Genomic DNA, 23,576 nt, shown 5'->3' on the forward strand with positions numbered 1-23,576 from the left:
AACCCTGAAATGATCAAACGGCAACTGCTGCAATCCACCCTGGCCCTCACGCTGGCCGCCGCCTTCGCCGCTCCCGCGCTCGCGCAGGACAAGCCGCTCAAGATCGGCGTCACCGCCGGCCCGCACGCGCAGATCTTCGAACAGGTGAAGAAGATCGCCGAGAAGGACGGCCTGAAGATCCAGATCGTCGAGTTCAGCGACTACGTTCAGCCCAACGCTGCGCTCGCCGCCGGCGACCTCGACGCCAACAGCTACCAGCACAAGCCCTACCTGGACAACCAGATCAAGGACCGCGGCTACAAATTCACCGCCGTCGGCTACACGGTGAACTTCCCGATCGGCATCTACAGCAAGAAGGTCAAGAGCCTGAAAGACCTGCCCGAAGGCGGCAAGGTCGGCATCCCGAACGACCCCACCAACGGCGGGCGCGTGCTGCTGGTGCTGCAGGACCAGGGCCTCATCAAGCTCAAGCCCGAAGCCGGCCTGAAGGCCACGCCGCTGGACGTGGTGAGCAACCCCAAGAAGCTCAAGTTCGTGGAGCTCGACGCCGCGCAACTGCCGCGCTCGCTCGATGACCTCGACGCCTCGGCCATCAACACCAACTACGCGCTCTCCGCCGGCCTGAACCCGGGCAAGGACGCCATCGCGCAGGAAAACGCCAAGAGCCCGTACGTGAACCTGATCGCCGTGCGCGAAGCCGACAAGGACAAGCCCTGGGTCGCCAAACTCGTGAAGGCCTACCAGTCGGCCGAGGTCAAGGCTTTCATCCAGACCGAGTTCAAGGGCTCCGTGCTCGCCGGGTTCTGACATGACCGCACCTCGCCAGATGCACCTCGGTGCCTTCTTCTTCGGCGTCGGCCACCACCTGGCCGCCTGGCGGCACCCGGACGTGGTGCCCTCGGCCGGCGGGCAGATCGCCGCGCTCACCGAATGGACGCAGCTGGCCGAGGCGGCGAAGTTCGACGCCATCTTCTTCGCCGACAACGTGGGCCTGCCCGGCCCGCCCGACGAGGTGGTGGCGAAGAACGCGCTCTGGTACCCGCTGGACCCGCTGCTCACCCTGGCCGCGCTGTCGCAGAACACCACGCACATCGGCCTGGTGGCCACGGTCTCCAGCACCTACCTGCCCCCTTACCACCTGGCCCGCAAATACGCCTCGCTCGACCAGCTGAGCGGCGGTCGCGCGGGCTGGAACCTCGTCACCTCCGGCAGCGACTTCGAGGCCCGCAGCTTCGGGCTGGACCAGCAGATCGCCCACGCCCAGCGCTACGAGCGCGCGCGCGAGTACGTGCAGGTCGTCAAAGGCCTGTGGAACACCTGGGAAGACGACGCCTTCATCGAAGACAAGGCCCGCAACCGCTTCTTCGACCCCACCAAGCTGCACCGCGTGGCGCACGACGGCGCGCACTACAAGGTGCACGGCGGCCTGCAGACCCGGCGCTCGCCGCAAGGCCACCCGGTGCTGGTGCAGGCCGGTTCGTCCGGCGACGGGCAGGACCTCGCCGCCGCCAGCGCCGAGGTGGTGTTCACCGCGCAGCAGACGGCCGACGAGGCGCGCAAGTTCTACAACAGCCTCAAGGGCCAGCTGGCCGGGTATGGCCGCTCCACCGACGCGCTGAAGATCCTGCCCGGCATCTCGCCCTTCGTGGGCCGCAGCGAGGCCGAAGCGCGCGAGAAGTTCGAGGAACTGCAATCCCTCATCGACCCGGTGCTCGGCGTCGGCCTGCTCTCCACCTTCCTCGGCAACGTGGACCTCTCGAAGTACCCGGTGGACGGCCCCTTCCCGCAAGACCTGCCGGTGACCGAAGGCTGGCAAAGCCGCCAGGAACTGTTCGCCGGCCTCGCGCGCCGCGAAGGCCTGAGCATCCGCCAGCTCTACGAGCGCGTGGCCGGCGCGCGCGGCCACTGGACGGTGGTGGGCACGCCCGAATCCATCGCCGACCAGCTCGAACACTGGTTCACCACCGGCGCGGCCGACGGCTTCAACGTGCTCGCGCCCACGCTGCCGCACGGCCTGAAGGATTTCGCGCAGCTCGTCGTGCCCGAGCTGCAGCGGCGCGGCCTGTTCCGCACCGAATACACCGGCCGCACCCTGCGCGACCACCTGGGCCTGCCTCGCCCCGCGCACCCGGCCACCGTGCAAGCCTCGCGCGAGCTCGCCACGGCCTGATCAACCACAACAAGGAGAAGACCCTCATGTCCGCCCACTGGAAATTCGAAACCCGCTCGGTGCACGCCGGCTACAAGCCCGACCCGACCACCAAGGCCGTGGCCGTGCCGATCTACCAGACCGCCGCCTACGCCTTCGACAACGCGCAGCACGGCGCCGACCTGTTCGACCTGAAGGTGCCGGGCAACATCTACACGCGCATCATGAACCCGACGCAGGACGTGCTGGAACAGCGCATCGCCTCGCTCGAAGGCGGCATCGCCGCGCTGGCGCTGGCGTCGGGCCAGGCTGCCGTGACCTACGCCATCCAGACCATCGCCGAGTCCGGCGACAACATCGTCTCCAGCACCGCGCTCTACGGCGGCACCTACAACCTCTTCGCGCACACGCTGCCGCAGTTCGGCATCACCACGCGCTTCGCCGACCACCGCGACCCGGCCAGCTTCGAGCCGCTGATCGACGCGCGCACCAAAGCCATCTTCGTCGAGTCCATCGGCAACCCACAGGGCAACATCACCGACATCGCGGCCGTCGCCGCCATCGCGCACAAGCACGGCGTGCCGCTGATCGTGGACAACACCGTCGCCTCGCCCTACCTGTTGCGCCCGATCGAACACGGCGCCGACATCGTGGTGCAGTCGCTCACCAAATACCTCGGCGGCCACGGCACCAGCATCGGCGGCGCCATCATCGATTCCGGCAAGTTCCCCTGGGCGGAGCACAAGGCCCGCTTCAAGCGCCTGAACGAACCCGACCCGAGCTACCACGGCGTGGTCTACACCGAGGCCCTGGGCCCGGCGGCCTACATCGGGCGGGCGCGCGTCGTGCCGCTGCGCAACACCGGCGCGGCCATCTCGCCCTTCAACGCCTTCCTGATCCTGCAAGGCATCGAAACCCTCTCTCTGCGGCTGGACCGCATCAACAGCAACACGCTGCGCGTGGCCAAGCACCTGGAGCAGCACGCCAAGGTGGGCTGGGTGAACTACGCCGGCCTGCCCAACCACCCGGACCACGCGCTCGCCCTGAAATACCTGGGCGGCCACGCCTCGGGCCTGCTCACCTTCGGCGTGAAAGCCGCCGCCGGCGAAGGTCGCGCGGCCGGCGCGCGCTTCCTCGATGCGCTGCAACTCTTCACCCGCCTGGTGAACATCGGCGACGCCAAATCGCTCGCCACCCACCCCGCCTCCACCACGCACCGCCAGCTCTCGCCCGAGGAACTGGCCAAGTCCGGCGTGCCCGAAGACGCGGTGCGCCTGTCCATCGGCATCGAACACATCGACGACCTGCTGGCCGACCTCGACCAGGCCCTGGCCGCCGTCTGAACGAACGAACGAACCCATCACAACAAGAGACCACGATGAACCAGAAGAGACTCCTCGGCATCGCCGCCACCCTGATGCTGGGCGGCGCCGCGCAGGCGCAGACCGCGCCCGACCTCCAGGCCCGCGCCTGGGCCGCCTCGTGCGCGGCCTGCCACGGCACCGATGGCAAGAGCAACAGCGCCATTCCCGCCATCGCCGGGCAGGACAAGGCCGTGCTGCTGCAGAAGCTGCTGGCCTACAAGCAAGGCACGCTGCCCGCCACCGTGATGCACCAGCACGCCAAGGGCTACACCGACGCCGAGCTCGAACGCCTGGCCGCTCACTTCGCGCGCCAACCCAAATAACAACAAGGAGCCCACCCCATGAAGCAACTGCTGCAACGCCGCCACTTCCTCGCCTCCGCCGGCGGCACCGTGGCCGCCCTGGCCCTGCCGGGCTGCGCCTCGGTTTCGTCCGCGCCCAAGGCCCGCGTCGTCGTCATCGGCGGCGGTTTCGGTGGCGCCACCGCCGCCAAGTACATCCGCCAATGGGCGCCCGAGATCGAGGTGGTGCTGGTCGAGCGCGAAGCCGCGTTTGTCTCCTGCCCGCTGAGCAACCTCGTGCTCGGCGGCACAGAAAAGATCGAGAACCTCACCACCGGCTACGACGCGCTGCAGAAAAAGCACGGCGTGCGCGTGGTGCGCGACGAGGCCACCGCCATCGACGCCGCGAAGAAGGAAGTGCGCCTGGCGCGCGGCGACACGCTGAAGTACGACCGCCTCATCGTCTCGCCCGGTGTGGACTTCCAGTTCGACCAGGTGCCCGGCCTGCAAAGCGCCGAAGCGCAAAGCCAGGTGCTGCACGCCTGGAAAGCCGGCCCGCAGACCGTGGCCCTGCGCAAGCAGCTCGAAGCCCTGCCCGACGGCGGCGTGTACGCCCTGCACATCCCCAAGGCGCCCTACCGCTGCCCGCCCGGCCCCTACGAACGCGCCGCGCAAGTGGCCTTCTACTTCAAGCAGCACAAGCCGCGCAGCAAGGTGCTGGTGCTCGACGCCAACCCGGACATCACCTCCAAGAAGGCCCTGTTCCTCAAGGCCTGGAACGAGCTCTACCCCGGCATCGTCGAATACAAGCCCAACAGCGAGATCGTGCGCGTGGACGCGGCCAACCGCACCGTGGAACTGCAGTTCGAAACCGTGCGCGCGGGCGTGCTCAACGTGGTGCCGCCGCAGCAGGCCGGGCGCATCGCGCAAACCGCCGGGCTCATCACCGCCAACAACAAGTGGTGCGGCGTCAACTTCCAGACCTTCGAATCCACCGTGGCCCCGGGCATCCACGTGCTGGGCGACGCCACCCTGTCGGCCCCCGGCATGCCCAAGTCCGGCTTCATGGCCAACAACCACGCTAAGGTGGCGGCCGACGCGGTGATCGCGCTCATCCAGGGCCGGCCGGTGAACGCCGAACCCATCATCGCCAACACCTGCTACAGCTTCGTGAGCGACACCGACGTGGTGCACGTGGCCTCGGTGCACAAATGGAACGCCGAACAGAAAACCCTCGTGGCCGTGAACGGCGCGGGCGGCCTCACGCCCACCGCCAACGCGCTCGAAGGCCAGTACGCCCGGTCCTGGGCCAAAAACATCTGGGCAGACTCCTTGCTCTGACGACAACGCCATGAACTTCCAGCAACTCAGATCGGTTCGAGAGACAGCGCGCAGCGGCTTCAACCTCACCGAGGTTGCCGCCATGCTCTACACCTCGCAACCCGGCGTGAGCCGGCAGATCCGCGAGCTGGAAGACGAGCTGGGCGTGACCATCTTCGCCCGCGCGGGCAAGCGCCTCACCGGCCTCACCGGGCCGGGGCAGACGCTGCTGCCCATCGTGGAACGCCTGCTGCAGGAAGCCGACAACCTCAAGCAGGCCGGCAAGGAATTCGTCTCGCGCCTCGAAGGCGGCCTCTCCATCGCCGCCACCCACTCGCAGGCGCGCTACGCCTTGCCGCACGCCGTGCGCGACTTCCGCGCGCTGTTCCCGCAGGTCACGCTCAACCTGCACCAGGGCTCACCCAAACAGGTGGCCGAAATGCTGATCGCGGGCGAGGCGGACATCGGCATCGCCACCGAAGCGCTGGCCAACTACCCGCAACTCGTCACGCTGCCCTGCTACCGCTGGACGCACAGCGTCGTGGTGCCGCACGGCCACCCGCTGCTGCGCGTGGAGGGCCCGCTGTCGCTGCAACAGCTGGCCGAACACCCCATCATCACCTACGACCAGGGCTACACCGGCCGATCGCACATCGACGACGCGTTCGACAAAGAAGGCGTGCGGCCCAACGTGGTCATCACCGCGATGGACGCGGACGTCATCAAGACCTATGTGGAACTGGGCATGGGCGTGGGCATCGTCGCCAGCATCGCGGTGGACCCCGACCGCGACCGCCACCTGCACGCGCTGGACGCGCGGCACCTGTTCGAAATCAACGTGACCCGCCTTGCGGTGCGGCGCGGCACCTGGCTGCGTGGGTATGCGTACAGCTTCATCGAGAACTTCGCGCCGAGCCTCACGCGGCAGATCGTGGAAGAGGCGCTGAATGATGAGATCGTGACGGTGTAGCCGGGCGTCATCTTGCGTGAGAATGAGCGCGTGTTTCGCCAGCACCGCCACCCCACCCGAGCCCCACGCCATGAACCAGGAAACACCGCGCCTGAACCTTGTGCAACTCTCCGACCCCCATGTGGTGGCGCGGGGCAAGCGCCTGATGGGGCGCATCGACACCGCGAAGTACCTCGCCCAGGCCGTCGAGCGGGTCAACCAGATCACACCACGACCGAGCCATGTGCTAATCACGGGCGACCTCGTGGACCAGGGTTCGCTTGACGAATACCAGCACCTGCGCGAGTTGCTCAAGCCACTGCCCTGCCCCTACTGGCTGATGCCCGGCAACCACGACTCGGTGCCCCAACTGCGGGAAGCGTTTCCCGACCATGCGTACCTGCAAGACAACCCCGAAGACGACGGCACGATCGCGGCGTTCGTGCTCTATGAGGTTGACCTCGGCAGCCATCGCCTGCTCTCAATCGACACGACCGTGCCGGGCAAGCCGTTCGGCACCCTGTGCGCCGCGAGGTTGAACTGGCTGAGCAAGCGCCTGGACGCCCAGCCCGAAACGCCCACCCTCATCGCCCTGCACCACCCGCCCTTCACCACCGGCATCGCCTTCATGGACGGCATGGGTCTGCGCGAAGGCGCCGAGGAACTCGAACGCATCGTCTCGCAGCACCCACAGGTGGAGCGCTTGCTGTGCGGTCATCTGCACCGCACGATCCTGCGGCGCTTCGGCGGCACGCTGGCGATGACCGCGCCCTCCACCGCCCACCAGATCGCCCTGGGGTTGCTGCCGGAAAGCGAACCCGCCTTCATCTTCGAGCCGCCAGGCTTCTACCTTCATGGTGTGCAAGCCGATGGCAGCCTCGTCAGCCACTTGCAGCCGATCGGCAACTACGGCCCTGCGCAGCAGTTCAGCTGAGGCCTGCTACAGCCCGCGCCGGACGCGCCTTGTTCGAAATCAACGTGACCCGCCTCGCGGCGCGGTGCGGGACGTGGCTGCGTGCGTACGCGTACAGCTTCATTCAGAACTTCGCGAGCCTCACGCGGCGGATCGTGGAAGAGGTGCTGAATGATGAGACCGTGACGGTTTGAGCGTCTTCACAAAAGCGGCGCGTCACTAGCCCCCATCGTCATCCGTTCCTATGGGACTGCTACAGACTGGGTGCTGTCGTTCGCTTCTCGGTGGCGAATGTCGGCCCGCGCTGGAACCGGCCATTCATGGCTCCCGTCCTCTTGACATGCATGTAAGGCGCCTCCCATCAAAAGAGGCACTCTGTCCAGCTAGCGGGGTGGCTCGCCAGTCCCCTGCGCACCGCGATCCTCTCCCAGCCAAGGAAGCGCGTCCAGCCTTCCCCTGACGGCTTTTGCGTACTCAGGATCGACCGAGTTCGCATAGTCGATGAGGCCGCGAAGATGCCTGTACAGCCCTCCTGCGGAGTCAAATGACCTGGCCGCCACATGGGCCGCGATGCCCCGCGTCTCTAGGTAGTAGAGATGCTGACGCAGACGGTCTCTGAACGTCTTCGTGAGCCTAGGCTCTATGCCATCTACAAGCAAACCCAGGACCACGCGACGCGCTCCAGGGTGACTCACCGAGGTCTTCTTGCGGTTTAGATAGAGACCGCGCGCCTTCAGCACCTGGGCGACTTCCTCAATTACTTGACTCGCGAGGCGCCGTGAGAATGCTCCGCAAGTCGACAGCGTGATGTCGTCGCTGTACCGGGTATAGGTCAAGCCGTAGCTGCAGGCAATTTTCTCGACTGCTGCATCGATGTCAGCGACCGCAAGATTCGCCAGCATCGGGCTGCTCGGTGCGCCCTGCGGGAGCCGCCCAAGGAAACGCTGCTGGTACCCAGGTATGCGTGGCCACTTGCGCTTTGCCTGCCACGCCTGAAAGCGGTACTTCTCGGACACACGCGGCGTATCGGTACACAGGCGCGCCAGCTCCATGGAAACGAGCCGGTTGTAGCCCATCCTCGTAAACGCACGGAAAACCTCAATCTCCGTGATGCTGCCGAAGAAGTCTGCAATGTCCAGCTTGACCAGCCAACGCGCGCCCGCGTGCTCCTCAGCGCAGGCACGAATGCTGTCGCCAGGGCGGAAGGCTTTGCTGGCAGGGTGAACCGGTACGTGTCGAAGTAGATGAGCCGACAGCCACTTCTGCACCGTGTGCAGCGCCTCGGACGGTACGGAAATCCAGCGTCTCCCGCCAGACCGCTTTCGGATGTGGAAGCGCCGGTACGGGTTCTCGGCACTTCGAGTGATGTAGTTGCGGAGCGTCTCAAGCGGTACCTTAGTACGACGGGCAAGGTGTCCCAAGGTCAACAGCGCAGGCAATGCGACTGGCCGCCTGCGCTGGAAGGTACGAATCTGCCGATAGGCCTCCTGAAGCGCCTCGACGTCCTCTCGACCTCGCGCAAGACCTTCTCTGAGGAAGCGTTGAGAAGACAGCATCAGCAGCTACTTTGACTCCGCGACGCGGAGGGGAGACGCGAGTCGAGCCCGAGGCCCCGATGGTTGCCGAGACTCGCGTCTCTCATCCGCCGAGGCGTTGGCTGATTCGAAGAGCTGCGGAAATCCAGAGCCCCAACCATTGCCGCTGTAAAACATTGGTCTAGGTAAGCACTAACCACTGATGCGGCTTCTCAACGCAACCGGATAATAGACGTCATTCCCAACGGGAGGTACAGGGTTTAGCCTCAGACCTCGCGCATTTATGGCGCCTTTCACCTCTGCGATACCAGCCGAAGTAATTCGCCGCAACGGGCTGATGAAACCAGCGGCGATACAGGTTTCCAGAAGCTCATTGCAATCATTGACGGTCAGCCCAGTGGCGTGAGCCAGTGTCTCCGACCTTCGCCTGCCCTTCCATACGAGCGATAGGACCAGAAGCATCCTTGCGCTCAGCGGCCGGTCCACGACTGAGGAAAGAGCTGCGGCCAGCCGATGCTGACCTGCCGAAATCAAAGCACTGACAGGCGTGCTGGCCTCGAATTCCCCGGGAAATGCTGTGGATGTACCTCCTGCTGTGCTTCGGCCCTCAAAGATTGCTCGCCAGTCTTCAGGTCCCTTTACTGCCTGGCCCCAGAAAATTGAGGGCACGTTATTGGGGCAGCCATGCTCGAAGACCAGAAGGGAGGCGGTCTTCTTGTATCCAAGCGGATACCGAATCCGCCATTGATTTGCGTACTTGTTGCATACCGCAAGAGCAGCTGTCCGTCGTTGAGGCGGCCACGGCAGCGATGAGATGGTCGGGCAGTAGCGGTGCACGTGAACTTGAGGCTGACACCTGTGACGCTGCACAAGTCGAATGGCGTCCTCCGTCCCGGCATAGGCAACTACCGAGAACTTGATGAGCTTGTAGGACCACCAGGACTTGATGGTTGCGTACTTCCAAAGCTGGTCGAGGTAGGCCGAACAGCGGTTCCCCGTGCCCAGGATGTCGTCAATCACGACGATGTGGTCAACGGTCCCGTCGCGCAGCTTAGAAATTGAAGGGTGCACCACGAACTTGGTCGATGCACTTCTCCTAATCTGCCTCGCGATATGTGCGGTCCGCCCCTCGCTTCCTATGTCGCCACCGCGTGGCGTGGCGTCCAGACCGCTCTCGCAGTCGTCATCCTCTCCATCAAAGCTGAGACACTCCTCGAACTCTCGCGCCGAGTAGATCGCCACCGTCCGCGACTCGGCAACCACCTCGAAAACCAACTTGGCCAGTGAGCGCTCAAACTCAGTCAGGGACACAAGGGACAGCGCGCCGGTGAGCTCTCGAATGAGCGGCCTATCGGGTTCATCGAAGAACTCAAGCCACGCTTCCCCCTGTCGGGTGAGCAGCAGATGATGGGCAGATAGTTTCATCTCGGCCAACCTCTCGCTTCTGAAAATTACTGACCGCTCTGCAACGGCAGGTCGGGCCACTCCTCTGGCACCAGGGATGGAGGCTTGCTCCAAGGCTTCTCGACCAAGGCCTTTTGAAACCAATCATCGCGAAGGTTGGCGTGCTCGGTGACGATGATCTGAAACCCCGGCACCTCTTCCTGTGTGAACTGGAGCAGGAAGGCGAACAGCCGACGCACAGCGGTCAGGTCAGCGTCTTCCTCAGTCTTCTCCACAGAGCCGTCGGCAGCTTTGTAGGTGTCCTCCGACGGAAAGTAGACCTGGGTCGGCTGGTCGATGAGTAGGAATCGTGGGATGGGGCATTTGTTCTTGGCTGCAAACCAGTGAAGCGCGAGCAGCGCCGATAGGTGATAGGCCAAGTGGTTCTCGCCACCGCCAGTGCGGCTCATCGGAACGAAGCGTTCCGGTCGGTCGAAAACAACCGTCATCTTCACAAGGTCAAGGCGCACCGGAACCTTCCTGAATTCGGCCTCGAACATATCGATGAACCGGAAGACTTGAGCAGAGATATTGTTCAGGATTGAGGTGAGTCGCTCTTGGCTGCTATCGGCGTCGATTTTCTTCTCAAGACCTTCCACCTTGGCTTTCAGCCGACGGTGCGCTGCCTCACGTTCAAGAAGCTCTTGGTTCGACACTTGGTTCTCAAGGAACAAGCTTATGCGGCCGACGACGCGCGCGGCAGCGTTGTTGCGCGAGCCCATTTGGGCCAGCAGCTCGTTCGCCGAGATGGCAGCGGCAAGCTCAACCTCTTTGTCGCGGATGTCGTTGGTCAGCGCGTCAACCGCTCTCTCCAGATCCACGACGTACGCGTCCAGCTTGGGCTTCTCGCCAACGACCACCTTCAGCTCTTCGTCGAGACTGCGCAGTTCACTCAGCAGTACTTCAGCCAGCGGCGAGTCCATGGCAAGGTTCTGCTCGCAGAACGGCCACTGCCATTCGCCCGTGGCCTTGTTCTTTGGAAATGCCTTGATGGACGCGAGGCGGTCCTTTTGCTCTGCTGCTTCCGTCTCGAACCCCCCCGCCTTCTTGGCGAACTGCCGAGCAGAGTCGATTCGGGTTTGGACTTCGCGGCGCTCACCGCGCTGCTCCCCAATTTCCCTTTCCAGGCGCCCGATGCGGCCGTTGTCGCCGTCTGGAATCGAGGTCGGCTTCCATGTCAATGCCGCACGCAGGGTCTCGACCAAGTCGCCTTGCGGGCCCTCGACCGCTTGGCTGGCCAGCACGCCGACCGCCTTGGCCTCCGAGTAAAGGCCAATTGCCTTTTGCTGAGCGACATCGATGGTTTCACGGGCCTGCTCCAGCAGCTTGGTTGCAACTCGTAAGTCGCGCTGTGCGGCCCGAAGCTTCGCCTCCATTTCGTAGCGTTCGCTGGAGGAGACACCTAGAAGAATTGGCAGCGTGTCGCGGATGGTCTGCGACTGGAAGGTCTCGTTTTGGCGATAGAAGAGCTGGTCCTTGTTCGCAACTAGCGTCTGCTTCTGGAAAAGGTAGAAGTGCGTGTGCTTGATGTTGGCGTCGTAGCTGACGCGCGAGTTGTTGGCCGGCACATCGGTCCGGTTCTCTGGAATACCGAGCAAGCGCGACAGGAGCGACTCGACCGCATCGTCGTCGGACGTAGCGACGAGGTCTTTGAACTCCGGTACGTCAATCGCCACCCCACGCCGGTACATGGCCATGCTGCAGCTTTCACCGCCGTTCGGAGGTGTCGGCTTAGCGACCAGCACCTGTTCGTCGGCGAACTGGAAAATCACAGCGAACCAGGCTACCTTGTCCCGGATGACGCCTTCTGGGACGTTGAAGGTGGACCGTCCCATGCAGTACTCGATGATGTCTGAGATTGCCGACTTCCCGGTTGACGAGCGGCCTGTGATGACATTCAGTCCGTCCAGCTTGAACGCTACGTCACGCCGTTGCCCGTCTCTGCCGTAGAGGTGAATTGATTTGATTTTCATGGCCGAACTCCCAGGGTCGTGTAGACCGTGACACGGTCATCAATGCGCGCAAACTCTTTTCCTATAAACCTCGCGACCCGCTGACAAGAGACTGATTCCGTCGTACCAACATCCGACTTTCGAACGCCTTCTGAGACAGTCTTGATGCGCCCGTCCTTTGAAACCTCGATGCAGCCACGCGCCATCAGCATGCCGAACGCTTCGAGCGCAAATGGCAAGAGGTTTGAAGCTCGCCCAGCGAAGCCAACCAAGATGCCTGGATTGGCTTCGAGTACTCGCAGGAAGTAGCTTCTTTTGCCGCTCTCCAGTGCCTCACGAGAGTCTTTGTGCAGCGACAGCGGGAGGACCAAGAGCGCGAGTGAAAAAGGCATTCCCTTCTCGTCGTGTTCTTCATAGCCGCGCAGCGCCTTGAACAGAACGAGGCCGCAGAAGGCCGGGTTGAAGAGGTTCCGGACCTCGAACGGTCTTTGATTCCAGGCCTTCACTTCTTAGTCTCCAACGCTTGTTCAATGCGCTTCAAAAAATGTGGATGCCAATAGACCTTCGGTACCGGCGCGAAGTTGGCAAGAATGTGGAAGCCACCTCGCACCACATACGGTTCGACGACACGCTCGCGAATGCGAAGCGCAGGAATGTTTCCACTTTCCAGGTCCGCCCAGCGATAGAGTGCCTTCCCCGCACTCAACAGGACGTCTTCGGCACTGGCCACATCCAGCTCCTCGAACACGACGTCGCGATAACGAGACCACTCATCGATAAGCCTGTCTTCGTACTGGTCCAGCTCTCCGGTGACTAGCAGGTTCTCCCTAGCCCAAGATGAGCGCTGCTGCCAGGCCCGGTAGTAGTCAAGAATCGCATTGCGTATGCGGTCCGACGAAATCCCGATGGCCCGCAGTTGACGTACGAACAGTCGGGGGTCGCCTTCTGCATCCACCTCTTCGGCTGGCTCTGCCTGGCGGAACGTGATGGGCAGGTTGTCGGCCTGGTACTCCTCCGCAATCGCGGATAACTTGTCGGAGAGTTCAATCCCGCTGAGCGCCTCGGCTCGGTTTCCGACCAGCAAGCTAACAATCTCCTCGTTCCACCACCCTTCAAGCCGCTCGAACACTGCGTCTCGATACTCGCGGCGAACACTGCGCATCCGGTCCTTGACCAGCGCCGGCAGGTCCTCGATGCGAGGCGTTCCGTCGAACACGACGACTCTGGAGAAGAAATCGTCCCGGTCCTCTTCGGTGAGCTTGCCGAATTCACCCTTGACGAGCTCAGCGAGCTTTGTCGTTCCATACGACAGCGCCTCCATAGCCTGGCTTGGCGCGAGCTGTCTGGCATCAAGGGCGGCGCCGTCCCGAAGGGATGCCACGAAAGAGCTCGGCGAGACAGTTGCGGTCGTGAACATGTAGAAGCTCAGGTTTGACGCCTGACGACCATCCCGGTCGTACCTCGCAAGCCATATCCGAACGGACTTCCAGAAGTCGGTTGACAAGTCGGTGACTCGGTCGCCTTCGGCCTTGTGCTTCAGCGAACCGAGTGTCTTGGCCCCTCTCTTGTCGACGAAGTCCAGATCATCGTCCTTCTCGATGAAGACGGAAGTGCTCTCCGGCGACTCAAATAGGCGAAGTAGGGCGAAGCGAGGCTGAAAGATGTAGCCGAGCCCCTGCTCACCCGCAGCGAACTGGTCCCCTGAACTTCCACTCATCGAGTTCCTCCCTGTGGAAAGCCGGTTTGGCACCAAGGTCTGTTAGCAAGCTGCAGCGGAGGCAAGCGGGACAGAATCCGCGAGATAGCCCGACGTATCGGTTATTGTTGCCCGCCGCGCTGCATGCGGCATGCCTCCATAAGAATTTTCCCTTGACTATAAACGGCTCGCGCTCGGCCGCCGATTGACCGGTGCAAGAGATAGGGCTGCACGAAGGAGTTGGCGCCAGCGCCAAATCAAGATGCGAAAGCGCAGTGCTTCGACAAGGTTGCTCTGCGGCGGGAAGCGTTAAGGCTTCCGACGCAAGATTTGCGCGGTTGGTCGGCGCCGGTGACCTCAGCCGGGCATAAGGGTGTTGGTGCGAATGAAAGTAGACCAAGCTGCTGCCACAAGTATCCAACCTGTCATCCCTGCACACAGAACCGCGAGTCCAACGCCTAGACTGCAATATTCCGGCGGCACCCAGTTTCGGCTTGTGCCCAAAAGACCGACCGTCCTGCCAGTGCTCGCGGGCGCGCTGAGTGGCTGCTTGATAGCGGCCAGCAGGCATCGGGCCAACGGGAGGGACAGACTGCAACCGCTGCAGACTGGACACCCCTGCAACCATGCGATGGCGCAAGGCCAAACTCGGCCATTTGCTTTACATGTCCCTAGCTATACTCCGCCGGACTCGCCAAAAAAAGGCGAGTCCGGGATTGGCGTCCCGTTGAAGTCCTGTGGCGAAAGCCACGGTTATCGCAGCTCTATGCGGTTTCCCGCGTGCCTCCAGATATGGCGGCTCGAATGGGGTGATCGCAAGATCCGCCGATTCCGCGAGGACTTCTCGGTACGCCAACCTGTTCGGGCCGCCGCCCCTCCACAAGAGGGGCGGCGGTTGTAGCAAACCGAATCCGGGGGAGCCCCTACATGGCCATCAACCTTCGTCTCTCTTTCCAACACGCGCTCGCTCGCCTGCGCCCCAAGAGCTTCGCCCACGAAGTCTCCGACCTCACCGCTCAAGCCTTCCACCGGCTCAACCGGCTGGGCCTGTCCCTGGAAAGCCAGGTCGATGACGACATCGTCCATGCCGTCCACGACGAGCGACGCAAGGCGCTTCACGACGAGGCGAGCCGCCGCTATATCGACCTGTTCGACACGTTGCTGGCGCTGCAGGCGCTGGCCGACAAGAACAACGGCCGCCGCTGAAGCGCCTGCCATTCAGGCAAGCCCTCATGGCAGAACAACGCACCATCCCCACCAGAAAGCCGCGCGGCGTGCGCGTTCTTGGCGCTGCCGCATCGGCCGATGCGACCGAGGCGCGGGTCTCGTCGCTCGCGCTGCAGGCGGCCAACCAGGTGACCGAGCTGTCGATCACCTTCAAGGCCTATCAGGCGCTGGAGCGCTTCATCTCGCCGGAGTACGAGCACGAGGTGGACGACGCTGTGCCACCTTCGCGCTCGGAGCTGGGCTCGCTGCTGCACACGCTGAATGCCGAGATGCAGCGGCAGCTCGGCGCGCTGGCGGACACCACCACGGTGCTGCAGGCGCAGGTGGAGAGGAAGTCAGCGGCGGTGTCTTCTTCTTCGCCGCCGTAGCGCCACCTACAATCCGGCGGCCATGTCGATGAACCGTGCGTTCACTGCCGCGCTGCTGTCTTTGCTGGTTCTTCTGGGTGTTTCCCTGGGGAACCCGGCGGCGCGCCTGAGCGAGCACGCGCCCCACACCTACGCCCAGGGCGATGGCACGCCGTTGCGTCAGGCGGTGATGACGGCGGCGGGGCGGTCTGCGATGGCGGCCCTGCGCCCCTTTGCCAAGAAGATGGGGGCGAAGGGGGCCGATGGCGCGCTGCCGGTGGTTAGCGTCACGTTCACCACGCTCGACACCCCCGGGGGCGAGGCCCCCGACCGCCATGGCCCGAGGCTGCCCGAGCCCGCGCCCCACGGCTACCTGGCCCGCGCGCCACCTGCCGCCCTGGCGTGACGCCTGGCGCACCGGTTGGTGCGCCACCCCCCCTCTTCCTCGCCTGACGACGCCGCTGCCGCGTTGCTTCGCCGTGCCCTCCTGGCCCAGGAGGCCGCGCGGCGCGCCGCAGCCGCGCGTGCCCTTCCCTATTTCTCTATCGGACGCATCTTCATGACTTCATTGGATTACGCCTTGACCATCGGCGCCATCGCCGCCCTGCTGCTGTGGCTGGCCTGGAACGAGCGCAAGGCCGACAACGCCCGCGATGCCGGGCTGCTGTTCACGCTCGGCTCCATCGTGGGGGTGGTGGCCGGCGCGGTGGCGCTGTTTCTTCCGGCTTGAACCCGATCGGGCTCAGCGGTCCGCCGAGACCTCTGCCTCGCGCAGCACGGCGAGCAGGTTTTCGCTGGCCGCCAGGCCCATCTTCACGTAGGCGTCAGCCGTGACGCCGCCGATGTGCGGGCTGAGGATGATGCGGTCTTCGTCGCGGAACGGGTGGTCGGCCACCATGGGCTCCATGGCGAAGCTGTCCAGCCCGGCCGAGGCCACGTGGCCCGAGCGCACGGCGTCCAGCAGCGCGGCTTCGTCCACCAGGCCGCCGCGCGCGGTGTTGACGATGAGCACGCCGGGCTTGCAGCGCGCCAGGGTGTCGCGGTTGAGCAGGCCCCGGTTGTCGTCGGTCAATGGGCAGTGCAGCGAGATCGCGTCGGACTCGCGCCAGAGCGTGTCGAGGTCCACCACCTCGATGTCGGCCGGCACCTTGCTGGCGTAAGGGTCGAAGCCGATCACCCGCATGTCCAGCGCCTTGGCCATGCGCGCGAAGCGCTGGCCGATGGCGCCCAGGCCGATGAGGCCGATGGTGCGGCCGGCCAGTTCCACGCTCTTGTGCGTGGCCTTGTCCCAGTGGCCCGAGTGCATGCGGGCGTTCAGGGCCGGCACGGACTTGGCGCAGGCCAGCAGCAGCGCCATGGCCTGCTCGGCCACGGCCGCCGCGTTGGCGCCCACGGCGGCGCGCACTTCCACGTGGCGCGCTGTCGCGGCCACCTTGTCGATGGTGTCGGTGCCGCTGCCGTGCTTGGAGATCACGCGCAGCGAGGGCGCGGCGTGGATGGCCTCTGCCCCCACCTTGCCGTAGCGCACGATGATGGCGACGGGGTCGTGTTGCTGGCAGAGCGAAACGATGTCCTGCTCGCTGGGGGTCTTGCCGGCATAGACGATGTCGAAATCGGTCAGCAGCGCGAGCGCTTGTGGGGCCAGGTCGGCGGCGGTGACGAGGATGGCGGGCCTGGTGGAGCTCACAGCCGCTCCCCTTCCTTGAGCACGCCGGCCGAGCGCAGCGCGGCGTCCAGCCATTTGGCGGCCGTGTCGCCCTGCTGGATGGCGGCGATGCGCGCGGCTTCGTCTTTCACCTTTTTCTCGGCCAGGGGCAGCAGGGCTTCGATCTTCTCGCGCTCGACGATCACCACGCCGTCGGCATCGCCGAGCACGAGGTCGCCGGGGTGCACGGTGACGCCACCGATGGAGATGGGGTGGCCGATGCGGCCGGGCACGAGCTTGGTGGGGCCGTTGGGGTTGGTGCCCACGCTGAACACGGGAAAGCCCATTTCCTCGAGTTCGAGCGAGTCGCGCACGGCGCCGTCGAGCACCACGCCGGCAATGCCGAGTTTCTGGCACGCGGTCATCATGATGGTGCCCATGAGCGCGGCGGTCTGGTCGCCTTTGCCGTCCACCACCAGCACGTCGCCGGGTTGGGCGAGCGACATGGCGGCGTGGATCATGAGGTTGTCGCCGGGACGCACTTCCACGGTGAATGCGGTGCCCACCACTTTCATGCTGGGGCGAAGGGCGGTGATGCGGCCGTGCAGCGCGCCGCGCCGGCCGGCCACGTCGGCCAGGATGGCCGCCTGGTAGGCGCCGGCCTGCTGCACGATGTGCGGGGGAACGCGCTCGAAGTCGCGGAGGATGTCGGGGGTGGTGGTCACGGTGAGGTCCTGAAGGAAGTGAATCAGTCGAGCTTGGCGCCGGAGTCCTTGACGACCTTGCCCCAGCGCACGATGTCGTCGCCGATGAGCTTGGCGAAGGCTTCGGGGGTGCTGCCGGCCACGTCAGCGCCCTGGTCGCTCAGCTGTTTCTGCAGGGCGGGCAGTTGCAGGGCCTTGTTGATCTCGGTGTTGAGGCGGGCCGTGACGTCCTTGGGCAGGTTGGCCGGGCCGAGGATGCCGAACCAGGTGACGGCCTCGAAGCCCTTGTAGCCGGACTCGGCGATGGTGGGCGTCTGCGGCAGGTCGTCCACGCGCTTGAGCGAGGTGACGGCCAGGGCGCGCATCTTGCCGTTCTTGATGTGGCCGATGAGCGTGGGGATGGACGACACATAGACCTCCACGCGCTCGCTGATCACGTCGTTGATGCCCTGGGCCGCGCCTTTGTAGGGCACGTGCATGAGCTTCACGCCGGCTTCTTTCTGGAACATCTCCATGGCCAGGTGGGCCACGGTGCCGTTGCCCGAGGTGGCGAAGTTCAGCGCGCCGGGTTTGGCCTTGGCCGCCGCGACGAGGTCGGCAAACGTCTTGTAGGGCGAGGTGGCCGAGACCACGAGCGCCAGCGGCGCGCTGGCCACCATGGAGATCGGCGTGAGGTCCTTGACGGGGTCGTAGGGCAGCTTGCTGTACAGGCTGAGGTTGATGGCGAGGTTGCTGGTCTGGCCGAGCACCAGGCTGTAGCCGTCGGCGGGCGACTTGGCCACGTTGTCGATGCCGATGTTGCCGCCCGAGCCGGGCTTGTTGTCGATGATGAAGGACCACTTGGTGGTCTCGCTGATCTTCTGCGTGACCTCGCGGCCGATCAGGTCGGTGCCGCCGCCCGCGGGAAAGGGCACGACCAGGCGCACCGGCTTGTTGGGCCAGGCCTGGGCATGGGCGGTGGTGACGAAAACGGATGCCAGCGCGAGGCCGGCGAGGATGCGGCGGGAAATGATCACGGTGCTTGTCTCCAGTTGTTCAGCCAACCACGTTGGCCGTGGGACCGGACTGTAGGGAGGAGTTGCGTTCAGTACAATGCCGTTTCACGGAACGAAACGAGGTGCATGGTGCGCAATCCTCCCAAAGACGATGATGAACCCGCTGCCGGGGGTGTCAACGCGGTGACGCGGGCACTCTCGCTGATGGAGACTTTCCAGGCCGGCGAGGCCACGCTGTCGCTCGCGGAAATGAGCCGGCGCGCGGGCATGCACAAGACCACGGCGCTGCGGCTGGCGCGCACGCTCGCGCTCTCCAGCTACATGGTGCAGGCCGAGGACGGCCAGTGGCGCCTGGGGCCGGCCACGGGCTGGCTGGGCGCGCGCTACCAGCGCGGCTTCGACGTGAACTTCGCGGTCGAGCCGGTGTTGCGCGAACTCGTGCAACTCACCGGCGAGAGCGCGACCTTCTACGTGCGCGAGGGCAACATCCGCGCCTGCATCGCCCGTGTGGAAGGCGCGCAGGCGGTGCGCCACCACGTGCGCATCGGCGAGCGCCTGCCGCTGGACAAGGGCTCGCCCGGCCGCGTGATCCTGGCGTTCAGCGGGCAGCGCGGCGAGCCCTACGAAGAGATCCGCAAGCGCGGCTACCACCTCTCGCTGGGCGAGCGCGAGCCCGAGGTGTCGAGCGTGTCGGCGCCGGTGTTCGGCCTGAACTGGCGGCTGCTGGGTTCCATGTGCATCTCGGGGCCGGGCTCGCGGCTCACGAAGCCCAAGCTGGAGAAATACGCCAAGCACGTGATCCGCGCGGCCAACGAACTGTCGTATGCGCTCGCGGGCAGCCGCTCGGCGAACACGCCACCGGTGGTGTCAAACTGGCACCCCTGATGAGCACCGAACCTTCCGCCAACACCACCGCGCCGCTGGCACGACCGGCCAACCGATTCGACCGCATGGAATGGGCCGGTGCGTTCGGCGACCTGGGCACGCTCATTCCCTTTCTGGCGGCCTACATCGGCGTGCTGAAGATGGACCCGACGGGCGTGCTGTTCGCGTTCGGCGTGGCCATGCTGGTCTGCGGTCTGTACTACCGCACGCCGTTCCCGGTGCAGCCCATGAAGGCCATTGGCGCGGTGGCGGTGGCGCAGGCGGCGCAGACGGCGGTGATCACACCCGGCACCGTGGTGGCGGCGGCGCTGGTGACGGGCGCGGTGTGGCTCGTGCTCGGGCTCACGGGCGCGGCGCGCACCCTCTCGCGCCTGGTGCCGCCCACGGTGGTGGCGGGCATCGTGCTCGGGCTGGGCCTGGGCTTCATGCTCGAAGGCGTGCGCATGATGCAGACGGCCTGGGTGCTGGCCGCCGTGGCGGGCGCCGTCACCCTGGCGCTGATGTGCACCCGGGCCATTCCCGCCATGTTCGTGCTGCTGGCCCTGGGCGCGGCGGTGGGCCTGTACCAGAACCCGGCCCTGGGCTCGGCGCTGGCGAATGCGAGCGTGCAACTGACCACGCCCACCTTCGCACTGGGCTCGCTCTCGTGGAACGACCTGTTCATCGGCGTCGTGTTTCTCGCCTTGCCGCAGATCCCGCTGACGCTGGGCAATGCGGTGATCGCGATCAAGGAGGAGAACAACCGCCTGTTCCCTCACGCGCCGGTGACGGAGAAGAAGGTGGCGGTGTCGACCGGCCTCATGAACGTGTTCAGCTCAACCGTGGGCGGCGTGCCCATGTGCCATGGCGCGGGCGGCATGGCCGGCCACGTGGCCTTCGGCGCGCGCACCGGCGGGGCCGTGGTCATTCTGGGCGCCGTGCTGCTGGCGCTGGCGCTGTTCTTCAGCGACTCGGTGCACGTGCTGTTCCAGCTCTTCCCGCCGGCGGTGCTGGGCGTCATCCTGTTCTTCACCGGCGCGCAGCTGGCCCTGGGCGCGGGCGCGCTGGGCGCGGCCAGAAACGACCGCCTGGTGGTGCTGGCCACGGCCGGCCTGTGCCTGTGGAACGTGGCCATCGGCCTGGCCGTGGGGCTGGTGCTGCACCACCTCGCGCGGCGCGGGTGGTTGCGGTTCTGAGCGCGCAGGCTCAGTCCTCGACGCCGATCAAGCCCTCGCGCACCGCCAGGCGCACCAGGGCGGGCACGTCGTCCACGCCCAGCTTGGCCATGATGCGGGCGCGGTAGGACTCCACGGTCTTGGGCGAGAGGTCCAGCTTCGTGCTGATGACGGCGCTGGTGAGGCCCCGAACCACCATGAGGATGACCTGCCTTTCCCGCGCCGACAGGGAGAGCACGGCGGCCGATCGGGATTCGGCCATCAGGCCTTCCACCGCCAGCGTGGATGCCCGCCGGCAAAGGTACCGGTGGCCGTTGGCGACCACCTCCACGGCGTTGAGCAGCTCGAGGGATGCCGAGTCTTTCAGCACGTAGCCCAGGGCGCCGCGCCGCAAGGCTTCGACCACGTGCCGGGGGTTGGCCGACATGGTGAGCATGACCACGCGCGACGGCAGCTTGCGGCGCTGCACCTCCTCCAGCACGTCAAAGCCCGAGTCGGGCTCGAGGTGCAGATCGAGCAGCACCACCGAAGGCTGGAGGCGGGCGATGTCGGCGATGGCCGCCGCCGGGTGGCCGGCTTCGCCCACGACGCGGTGCCCGGCTTTCTCCAGCACATTGCGCAGGCCTTCACGCAACATCACGTGGTCATCGACCAGGAAGATGTCAGCCATGGTGGCAACCGGTTGAGGCGTCCATCAGACCAGTATTGGCCTGGGTGACCAGGTCGTCTGTTGGGTAGCGAACACAGCCCCAGGGGTTGGTCAGTGGGGCAACAGCGCTGCCGCGGCGGCGCGCGTGAGGTGCCGCGTGAGTTCGTCGAGCAAGGTGGAGGCCGCGCGCGCCTGCTGCCAGTGCAACGGCACATCGAGCGGGGTGCCGGGCACCAGTTCAACGAGGTGGCCGGCCTTGAGATGGGCACGCACCATCACCTCGGGCTGCAGGCCCCAGCCCATGCCCGCGAGGGCCGCCGTGACAAACGCATGCGGCGACGGCAAGGTGTGCCGGGGCAGCTCCACGTGCCGGTGGCACTGGCGGCGCGCCCAGCGCGCCTGCAGCTGGTCCTTGGTGTTGAAGACGAGGCTGGGCGCCTTGCCCAGGCTGCCGGCCCCCACGCCCTGGGGAAAGTGGCGCTGCACGAATGCGGGGCTGGCGGTGGCGAGGTAGCGCATGGTGCCCAGCGGGCGGCTGTTGCAGCCCACGGCCGGGCGCGCGGTGGCCGTGACGGCGGCGAGCACCGCGCCGCTGCGCAGCCAGTCCGAGGTGTGGTCTTCGTCGTCCACGGCCACCTGCATGAGCACGGGCGCCTGGGCCGCGAACGCGGCCACGGCGGGGGCGAACCAGGTGGCCAGGCTGTCGGCGTTCACCGCCACGGGCAGCGCCACGCGCGCGACGCCTTCGGGTGCGAGCGCGGGCAGCGTGCCTTGCAGTTCCTGTTCCAGCAGGCTCACGCGGTCCACGTGCTGGCACAGGCGCCGGCCGGTTTCGGTGGCTTCGCAGGGTTGGCCGCGCACCACCAGCGCGCAGCCCACGCGCTCTTCCAGCAGCCGGATGCGCTGCGAGACGGCCGAGGGCGTCACATGGAGCGCGCGCGCGGCGCGCTCGAAGCTGCCTTCGCGCACGACGGCGGCCAGGGCGGACAAGGAGGCGTAGTCCAGCATGATTCAGTTTTGCTTCATCGGATGTAGTGAAGACAGTTTGCCTTCACAACCCCGCACTGGCAATCTCGGGGCATGACGACAACTTTCATTCAAGGCCTGGTGCTGAGCCTGGGCCTGATCGTGGCGATTGGCGCGCAGAACGCGTTTGTGCTGCGGCAGGGCCTGCGCCGGGAGCACGTGGGCAGCGTGGTGCTGTTCTGCGCCGTGGCGGACGCGGTGCTGATCACGGCCGGTGTGCTGGGCATGGCGCAGGCGCTGGGCGAAAGCCCCGGCCTGGCGCGGGCGCTGGCGCTGGCGGGCGCGGCCTTCCTCGCGGTGTACGGCTGGCGGGCCTTGCGGCGCGCGCGCCTGCCGCAGCAGCTGACTGCCGCCGATGGGGGTGAGGGTTTGAGCCGAGGCGCGGCCGTGGCGCAGGCGGCGGCGTTCACGCTGCTCAACCCGCATGTGTACCTGGACACGGTGCTGCTGGTGGGCAGCATCGGCGCCCAGCAGCCGGCCGCGCTGCGCGGCTGGTTCGTGGCCGGGGCGAGCACGGCCAGCCTGTGCTGGTTCGGGCTGCTGGGCTTTGGCGCGCGCTGGCTGGCGCCCTGGTTCGCGCGGCCGCGCGCGTGGCAGGTGCTGGACGGGCTGATCGGCATCACCATGTGGGTGCTCGCGGCGCTGCTGGTGCGCCATGCATTCACCACTTCCTGAGGATGGACCATGTACGTTTCAAAGCACCACGCCCTCGATGACAGCGAGGCGATCTTCGGCCTGGTGGAGGCACACCCGCTGGGCGCCTGGGTGTGCCATACCGCGGGCGGCCTGGTGGCGAACCATGTGCCCTTCTTGCTGGACCGCAGCCGAGGCGAATTCGGCACGCTGGTGGGCCATGTCTCGCGGGCCAACCCGATCTGGCGCGCGCTGGGCGCGGCCGCGCCTTCGGTGGTGATGTTCCAGGGGCCGCAGGCCTACATCTCGCCCGGGTGGTACCCGGGCAAGGCGGCCCACGGCAAGGTCGTGCCCACCTGGAACTACACAGTGGCGCATGCGCACGGCGTCGCGCGCGCGGTGGACGACCGGGACTGGCTGCTGGACATGCTGAACCGGCTCACGGCCACGCACGAGGCCGACCGGCCCGCACCGTGGCGCGTGGACGATGCGCCCGCGGACTACGTCGACCGCATGCTGCGCGCCATCGTCGGGGTGGAGCTGCCCATCCAACGTCTCGAAGGCAAGCTCAAGGCCAGCCAGGACGAAGACCTGCCCGACCGGCTGGGCACCGTGTGCGCCTTGCGAGCGGACCCGAGCGACGAAGCTCAGGCCCTGGCCGGGCTGGTCGAAAAGGCCCTGGGTGGCATGTGAAAAAGACGCGGCCTGT

At 65.8% G+C, this 23,576-nt stretch carries 26 protein-coding genes; 16 read left to right on the top strand and 10 right to left on the bottom strand.

Annotated features, from left to right (window positions below; all coding sequences use genetic code 11):
• Positions 1–9: 9 nt before the first annotated feature.
• The 8 genes from AC1Q9M_RS02320 to AC1Q9M_RS02355 all read left to right on the top strand — a co-directional run bounded on the left by AC1Q9M_RS02320 (position 10) and on the right by AC1Q9M_RS02355 (position 7,170).
• Positions 10–807 carry a MetQ/NlpA family ABC transporter substrate-binding protein gene (locus tag AC1Q9M_RS02320; protein WP_492432215.1) on the top strand — a complete coding sequence of 266 codons (798 nt, stop codon included), beginning with the start codon at positions 10–12 and terminating at the stop codon, positions 805–807.
• 1 nt (position 808) lies between these two features.
• The gene (locus tag AC1Q9M_RS02325) at positions 809–2,170 is read left to right on the top strand and encodes an LLM class flavin-dependent oxidoreductase (protein ID WP_492432217.1); all 1,362 of its coding nucleotides are present in this window, start codon (positions 809–811) and stop codon (positions 2,168–2,170) included.
• Positions 2,171–2,196: 26 nt separating this feature from the next.
• On the top strand, positions 2,197–3,492 hold the full coding sequence (locus AC1Q9M_RS02330) for an O-acetylhomoserine aminocarboxypropyltransferase/cysteine synthase family protein (RefSeq protein ID WP_382324264.1): 1,296 nt from the start codon (positions 2,197–2,199) through the stop codon (positions 3,490–3,492).
• 35 nt (positions 3,493–3,527) lie between these two features.
• Positions 3,528–3,836, top strand: a complete 309-nt coding sequence (locus tag AC1Q9M_RS02335) for a c-type cytochrome (RefSeq protein ID WP_492432219.1) — start codon at positions 3,528–3,530, stop codon at positions 3,834–3,836.
• A gap of 30 nt (positions 3,837–3,866) precedes the next feature.
• On the top strand, positions 3,867–5,135 hold the full coding sequence (locus AC1Q9M_RS02340; RefSeq protein ID WP_492432692.1) for an FCSD flavin-binding domain-containing protein: 1,269 nt from the start codon (positions 3,867–3,869) through the stop codon (positions 5,133–5,135).
• 10 nt (positions 5,136–5,145) lie between these two features.
• Entirely contained in the window at positions 5,146–6,084 is a 939-nt protein-coding gene (locus AC1Q9M_RS02345) for a CysB family HTH-type transcriptional regulator (protein WP_382158650.1), read from the top strand.
• 70 nt (positions 6,085–6,154) lie between these two features.
• Positions 6,155–6,997 (top strand): phosphodiesterase, encoded by an 843-nt coding sequence (locus tag AC1Q9M_RS02350; protein WP_492432221.1) that lies wholly within the window; start codon positions 6,155–6,157, stop codon positions 6,995–6,997.
• 29 nt (positions 6,998–7,026) lie between these two features.
• Positions 7,027–7,170, top strand: coding sequence for a hypothetical protein (locus tag AC1Q9M_RS02355; RefSeq protein ID WP_492432223.1), 144 nt, complete (start codon positions 7,027–7,029; stop codon positions 7,168–7,170).
• A gap of 189 nt (positions 7,171–7,359) precedes the next feature.
• On the opposite strand, the gene AC1Q9M_RS02360 is transcribed toward AC1Q9M_RS02355, so the two are convergent.
• The 5 genes from AC1Q9M_RS02360 to AC1Q9M_RS02380 all read right to left on the bottom strand — a co-directional run bounded on the left by AC1Q9M_RS02360 (position 7,360) and on the right by AC1Q9M_RS02380 (position 13,623).
• On the bottom strand, positions 7,360–8,532 hold the full coding sequence (locus tag AC1Q9M_RS02360) for a reverse transcriptase family protein (RefSeq protein ID WP_492432225.1): 1,173 nt from the start codon (positions 8,530–8,532) through the stop codon (positions 7,360–7,362).
• A gap of 171 nt (positions 8,533–8,703) precedes the next feature.
• Complete coding sequence (locus AC1Q9M_RS02365) at positions 8,704–9,936, bottom strand: phosphoribosyltransferase-like protein (RefSeq protein WP_492432694.1); 1,233 nt, start codon at positions 9,934–9,936, stop codon at positions 8,704–8,706.
• A 26-nt stretch (positions 9,937–9,962) separates the two neighbouring features.
• Positions 9,963–11,927, bottom strand: a complete 1,965-nt coding sequence (locus tag AC1Q9M_RS02370; RefSeq protein WP_492432227.1) for a DUF3732 domain-containing protein — start codon at positions 11,925–11,927, stop codon at positions 9,963–9,965.
• The gene (locus tag AC1Q9M_RS02375) at positions 11,924–12,412 is read right to left on the bottom strand and encodes a three component ABC system middle component (RefSeq protein WP_492432229.1); all 489 of its coding nucleotides are present in this window, start codon (positions 12,410–12,412) and stop codon (positions 11,924–11,926) included. Before AC1Q9M_RS02375 ends, AC1Q9M_RS02370 begins: the two co-directional genes overlap by 4 nt.
• Positions 12,409–13,623: an ABC-three component system protein gene (locus tag AC1Q9M_RS02380; protein WP_492432231.1), complete on the bottom strand. Its 1,215-nt coding sequence runs from the start codon at positions 13,621–13,623 to the stop codon at positions 12,409–12,411. Before AC1Q9M_RS02380 ends, AC1Q9M_RS02375 begins: the two co-directional genes overlap by 4 nt.
• Positions 13,624–14,529: 906 nt before the next feature.
• Here AC1Q9M_RS02380 and AC1Q9M_RS02385 point away from each other — a divergent pair.
• From AC1Q9M_RS02385 to AC1Q9M_RS02400, 4 genes are all read left to right on the top strand, one after another.
• Complete coding sequence (locus tag AC1Q9M_RS02385; protein WP_382324250.1) at positions 14,530–14,808, top strand: hypothetical protein; 279 nt, start codon at positions 14,530–14,532, stop codon at positions 14,806–14,808.
• 26 nt (positions 14,809–14,834) lie between these two features.
• Positions 14,835–15,197, top strand: a complete 363-nt coding sequence (locus AC1Q9M_RS02390) for a hypothetical protein (protein WP_382324248.1) — start codon at positions 14,835–14,837, stop codon at positions 15,195–15,197.
• Between the two features lie 22 nt (positions 15,198–15,219).
• Positions 15,220–15,582 carry a hypothetical protein gene (locus AC1Q9M_RS02395; protein ID WP_382326864.1) on the top strand — a complete coding sequence of 121 codons (363 nt, stop codon included), beginning with the start codon at positions 15,220–15,222 and terminating at the stop codon, positions 15,580–15,582.
• Positions 15,583–15,735: 153 nt separating this feature from the next.
• Complete coding sequence (locus AC1Q9M_RS02400) at positions 15,736–15,906, top strand: hypothetical protein (RefSeq protein WP_382324246.1); 171 nt, start codon at positions 15,736–15,738, stop codon at positions 15,904–15,906.
• Positions 15,907–15,918: 12 nt separating this feature from the next.
• Here AC1Q9M_RS02400 and AC1Q9M_RS02405 read toward each other — a convergent pair whose 3' ends face one another.
• The 3 genes from AC1Q9M_RS02405 to AC1Q9M_RS02415 are packed head-to-tail and all read right to left on the bottom strand — an operon-like array spanning position 15,919 to position 18,541.
• On the bottom strand, positions 15,919–16,863 hold the full coding sequence (locus tag AC1Q9M_RS02405; protein ID WP_382324244.1) for a hydroxyacid dehydrogenase: 945 nt from the start codon (positions 16,861–16,863) through the stop codon (positions 15,919–15,921).
• Positions 16,860–17,546: an RraA family protein gene (locus tag AC1Q9M_RS02410; protein WP_382158670.1), complete on the bottom strand. Its 687-nt coding sequence runs from the start codon at positions 17,544–17,546 to the stop codon at positions 16,860–16,862. Before AC1Q9M_RS02410 ends, AC1Q9M_RS02405 begins: the two co-directional genes overlap by 4 nt.
• Positions 17,547–17,569: 23 nt before the next feature.
• A complete protein-coding gene (locus tag AC1Q9M_RS02415) occupies positions 17,570–18,541 on the bottom strand; it encodes a Bug family tripartite tricarboxylate transporter substrate binding protein (RefSeq protein ID WP_382324242.1) in 972 nt (323 codons plus the stop codon).
• Between the two features lie 105 nt (positions 18,542–18,646).
• On the opposite strand from AC1Q9M_RS02415, the gene AC1Q9M_RS02420 reads away from it, so the two are divergent.
• Positions 18,647–19,405, top strand: coding sequence for an IclR family transcriptional regulator (locus tag AC1Q9M_RS02420; RefSeq protein ID WP_382324240.1), 759 nt, complete (start codon positions 18,647–18,649; stop codon positions 19,403–19,405).
• The gene (locus AC1Q9M_RS02425; RefSeq protein WP_444686346.1) at positions 19,405–20,580 is read left to right on the top strand and encodes a putative sulfate/molybdate transporter; all 1,176 of its coding nucleotides are present in this window, start codon (positions 19,405–19,407) and stop codon (positions 20,578–20,580) included. Before AC1Q9M_RS02420 ends, AC1Q9M_RS02425 begins: the two co-directional genes overlap by 1 nt.
• 10 nt (positions 20,581–20,590) lie before the next feature.
• Here the strand turns inward: AC1Q9M_RS02425 and AC1Q9M_RS02430 are convergent, their stop codons facing one another.
• Positions 20,591–21,229: a response regulator transcription factor gene (locus AC1Q9M_RS02430; protein ID WP_382324236.1), complete on the bottom strand. Its 639-nt coding sequence runs from the start codon at positions 21,227–21,229 to the stop codon at positions 20,591–20,593.
• Positions 21,230–21,319: 90 nt separating this feature from the next.
• Positions 21,320–22,216, bottom strand: coding sequence for a LysR family transcriptional regulator ArgP (locus tag AC1Q9M_RS02435; protein ID WP_382324234.1), 897 nt, complete (start codon positions 22,214–22,216; stop codon positions 21,320–21,322).
• A 72-nt stretch (positions 22,217–22,288) separates the two neighbouring features.
• Between AC1Q9M_RS02435 and AC1Q9M_RS02440 the strand changes: the two genes are divergently transcribed.
• Positions 22,289–22,909 (top strand): LysE/ArgO family amino acid transporter, encoded by a 621-nt coding sequence (locus AC1Q9M_RS02440; RefSeq protein WP_382324232.1) that lies wholly within the window; start codon positions 22,289–22,291, stop codon positions 22,907–22,909.
• A gap of 9 nt (positions 22,910–22,918) precedes the next feature.
• Positions 22,919–23,560 carry an FMN-binding negative transcriptional regulator gene (locus tag AC1Q9M_RS02445; protein ID WP_382324230.1) on the top strand — a complete coding sequence of 214 codons (642 nt, stop codon included), beginning with the start codon at positions 22,919–22,921 and terminating at the stop codon, positions 23,558–23,560.
• Positions 23,561–23,576 lie beyond the last annotated feature (16 nt).

This window comes from Hydrogenophaga sp. GW823-FHT04C09 (genome assembly GCF_058796355.1).

What these genes read in the sequence shown, in the direction of transcription:
- AC1Q9M_RS02320 (WP_492432215.1), top strand. Translation starts at nt 10, where the DNA reads ATGATCAAACGGCAACTGCTGCAATCCACCCTGGCCCTCACGCTGGCC.
- AC1Q9M_RS02325 (WP_492432217.1), top strand. Translation starts at nt 809, where the DNA reads ATGACCGCACCTCGCCAGATGCACCTCGGTGCCTTCTTCTTCGGCGTC.
- AC1Q9M_RS02330 (WP_382324264.1), top strand. Translation starts at nt 2,197, where the DNA reads ATGTCCGCCCACTGGAAATTCGAAACCCGCTCGGTGCACGCCGGCTAC.
- AC1Q9M_RS02335 (WP_492432219.1), top strand. Translation starts at nt 3,528, where the DNA reads ATGAACCAGAAGAGACTCCTCGGCATCGCCGCCACCCTGATGCTGGGC.
- AC1Q9M_RS02345 (WP_382158650.1), top strand. Translation starts at nt 5,146, where the DNA reads ATGAACTTCCAGCAACTCAGATCGGTTCGAGAGACAGCGCGCAGCGGC.
- AC1Q9M_RS02350 (WP_492432221.1), top strand. Translation starts at nt 6,155, where the DNA reads ATGAACCAGGAAACACCGCGCCTGAACCTTGTGCAACTCTCCGACCCC.
- AC1Q9M_RS02360 (WP_492432225.1), bottom strand. Translation starts at nt 8,532, where the DNA reads ATGCTGTCTTCTCAACGCTTCCTCAGAGAAGGTCTTGCGCGAGGTCGA.
- AC1Q9M_RS02365 (WP_492432694.1), bottom strand. Translation starts at nt 9,936, where the DNA reads ATGAAACTATCTGCCCATCATCTGCTGCTCACCCGACAGGGGGAAGCG.
- AC1Q9M_RS02370 (WP_492432227.1), bottom strand. Translation starts at nt 11,927, where the DNA reads ATGAAAATCAAATCAATTCACCTCTACGGCAGAGACGGGCAACGGCGT.
- AC1Q9M_RS02380 (WP_492432231.1), bottom strand. Translation starts at nt 13,623, where the DNA reads ATGAGTGGAAGTTCAGGGGACCAGTTCGCTGCGGGTGAGCAGGGGCTC.
- AC1Q9M_RS02385 (WP_382324250.1), top strand. Translation starts at nt 14,530, where the DNA reads ATGGCCATCAACCTTCGTCTCTCTTTCCAACACGCGCTCGCTCGCCTG.
- AC1Q9M_RS02390 (WP_382324248.1), top strand. Translation starts at nt 14,835, where the DNA reads ATGGCAGAACAACGCACCATCCCCACCAGAAAGCCGCGCGGCGTGCGC.
- AC1Q9M_RS02395 (WP_382326864.1), top strand. Translation starts at nt 15,220, where the DNA reads ATGTCGATGAACCGTGCGTTCACTGCCGCGCTGCTGTCTTTGCTGGTT.
- AC1Q9M_RS02400 (WP_382324246.1), top strand. Translation starts at nt 15,736, where the DNA reads ATGACTTCATTGGATTACGCCTTGACCATCGGCGCCATCGCCGCCCTG.
- AC1Q9M_RS02420 (WP_382324240.1), top strand. Translation starts at nt 18,647, where the DNA reads ATGGTGCGCAATCCTCCCAAAGACGATGATGAACCCGCTGCCGGGGGT.
- AC1Q9M_RS02425 (WP_444686346.1), top strand. Translation starts at nt 19,405, where the DNA reads ATGAGCACCGAACCTTCCGCCAACACCACCGCGCCGCTGGCACGACCG.
- AC1Q9M_RS02430 (WP_382324236.1), bottom strand. Translation starts at nt 21,229, where the DNA reads ATGGCTGACATCTTCCTGGTCGATGACCACGTGATGTTGCGTGAAGGC.
- AC1Q9M_RS02435 (WP_382324234.1), bottom strand. Translation starts at nt 22,216, where the DNA reads ATGCTGGACTACGCCTCCTTGTCCGCCCTGGCCGCCGTCGTGCGCGAA.
- AC1Q9M_RS02440 (WP_382324232.1), top strand. Translation starts at nt 22,289, where the DNA reads ATGACGACAACTTTCATTCAAGGCCTGGTGCTGAGCCTGGGCCTGATC.
- AC1Q9M_RS02445 (WP_382324230.1), top strand. Translation starts at nt 22,919, where the DNA reads ATGTACGTTTCAAAGCACCACGCCCTCGATGACAGCGAGGCGATCTTC.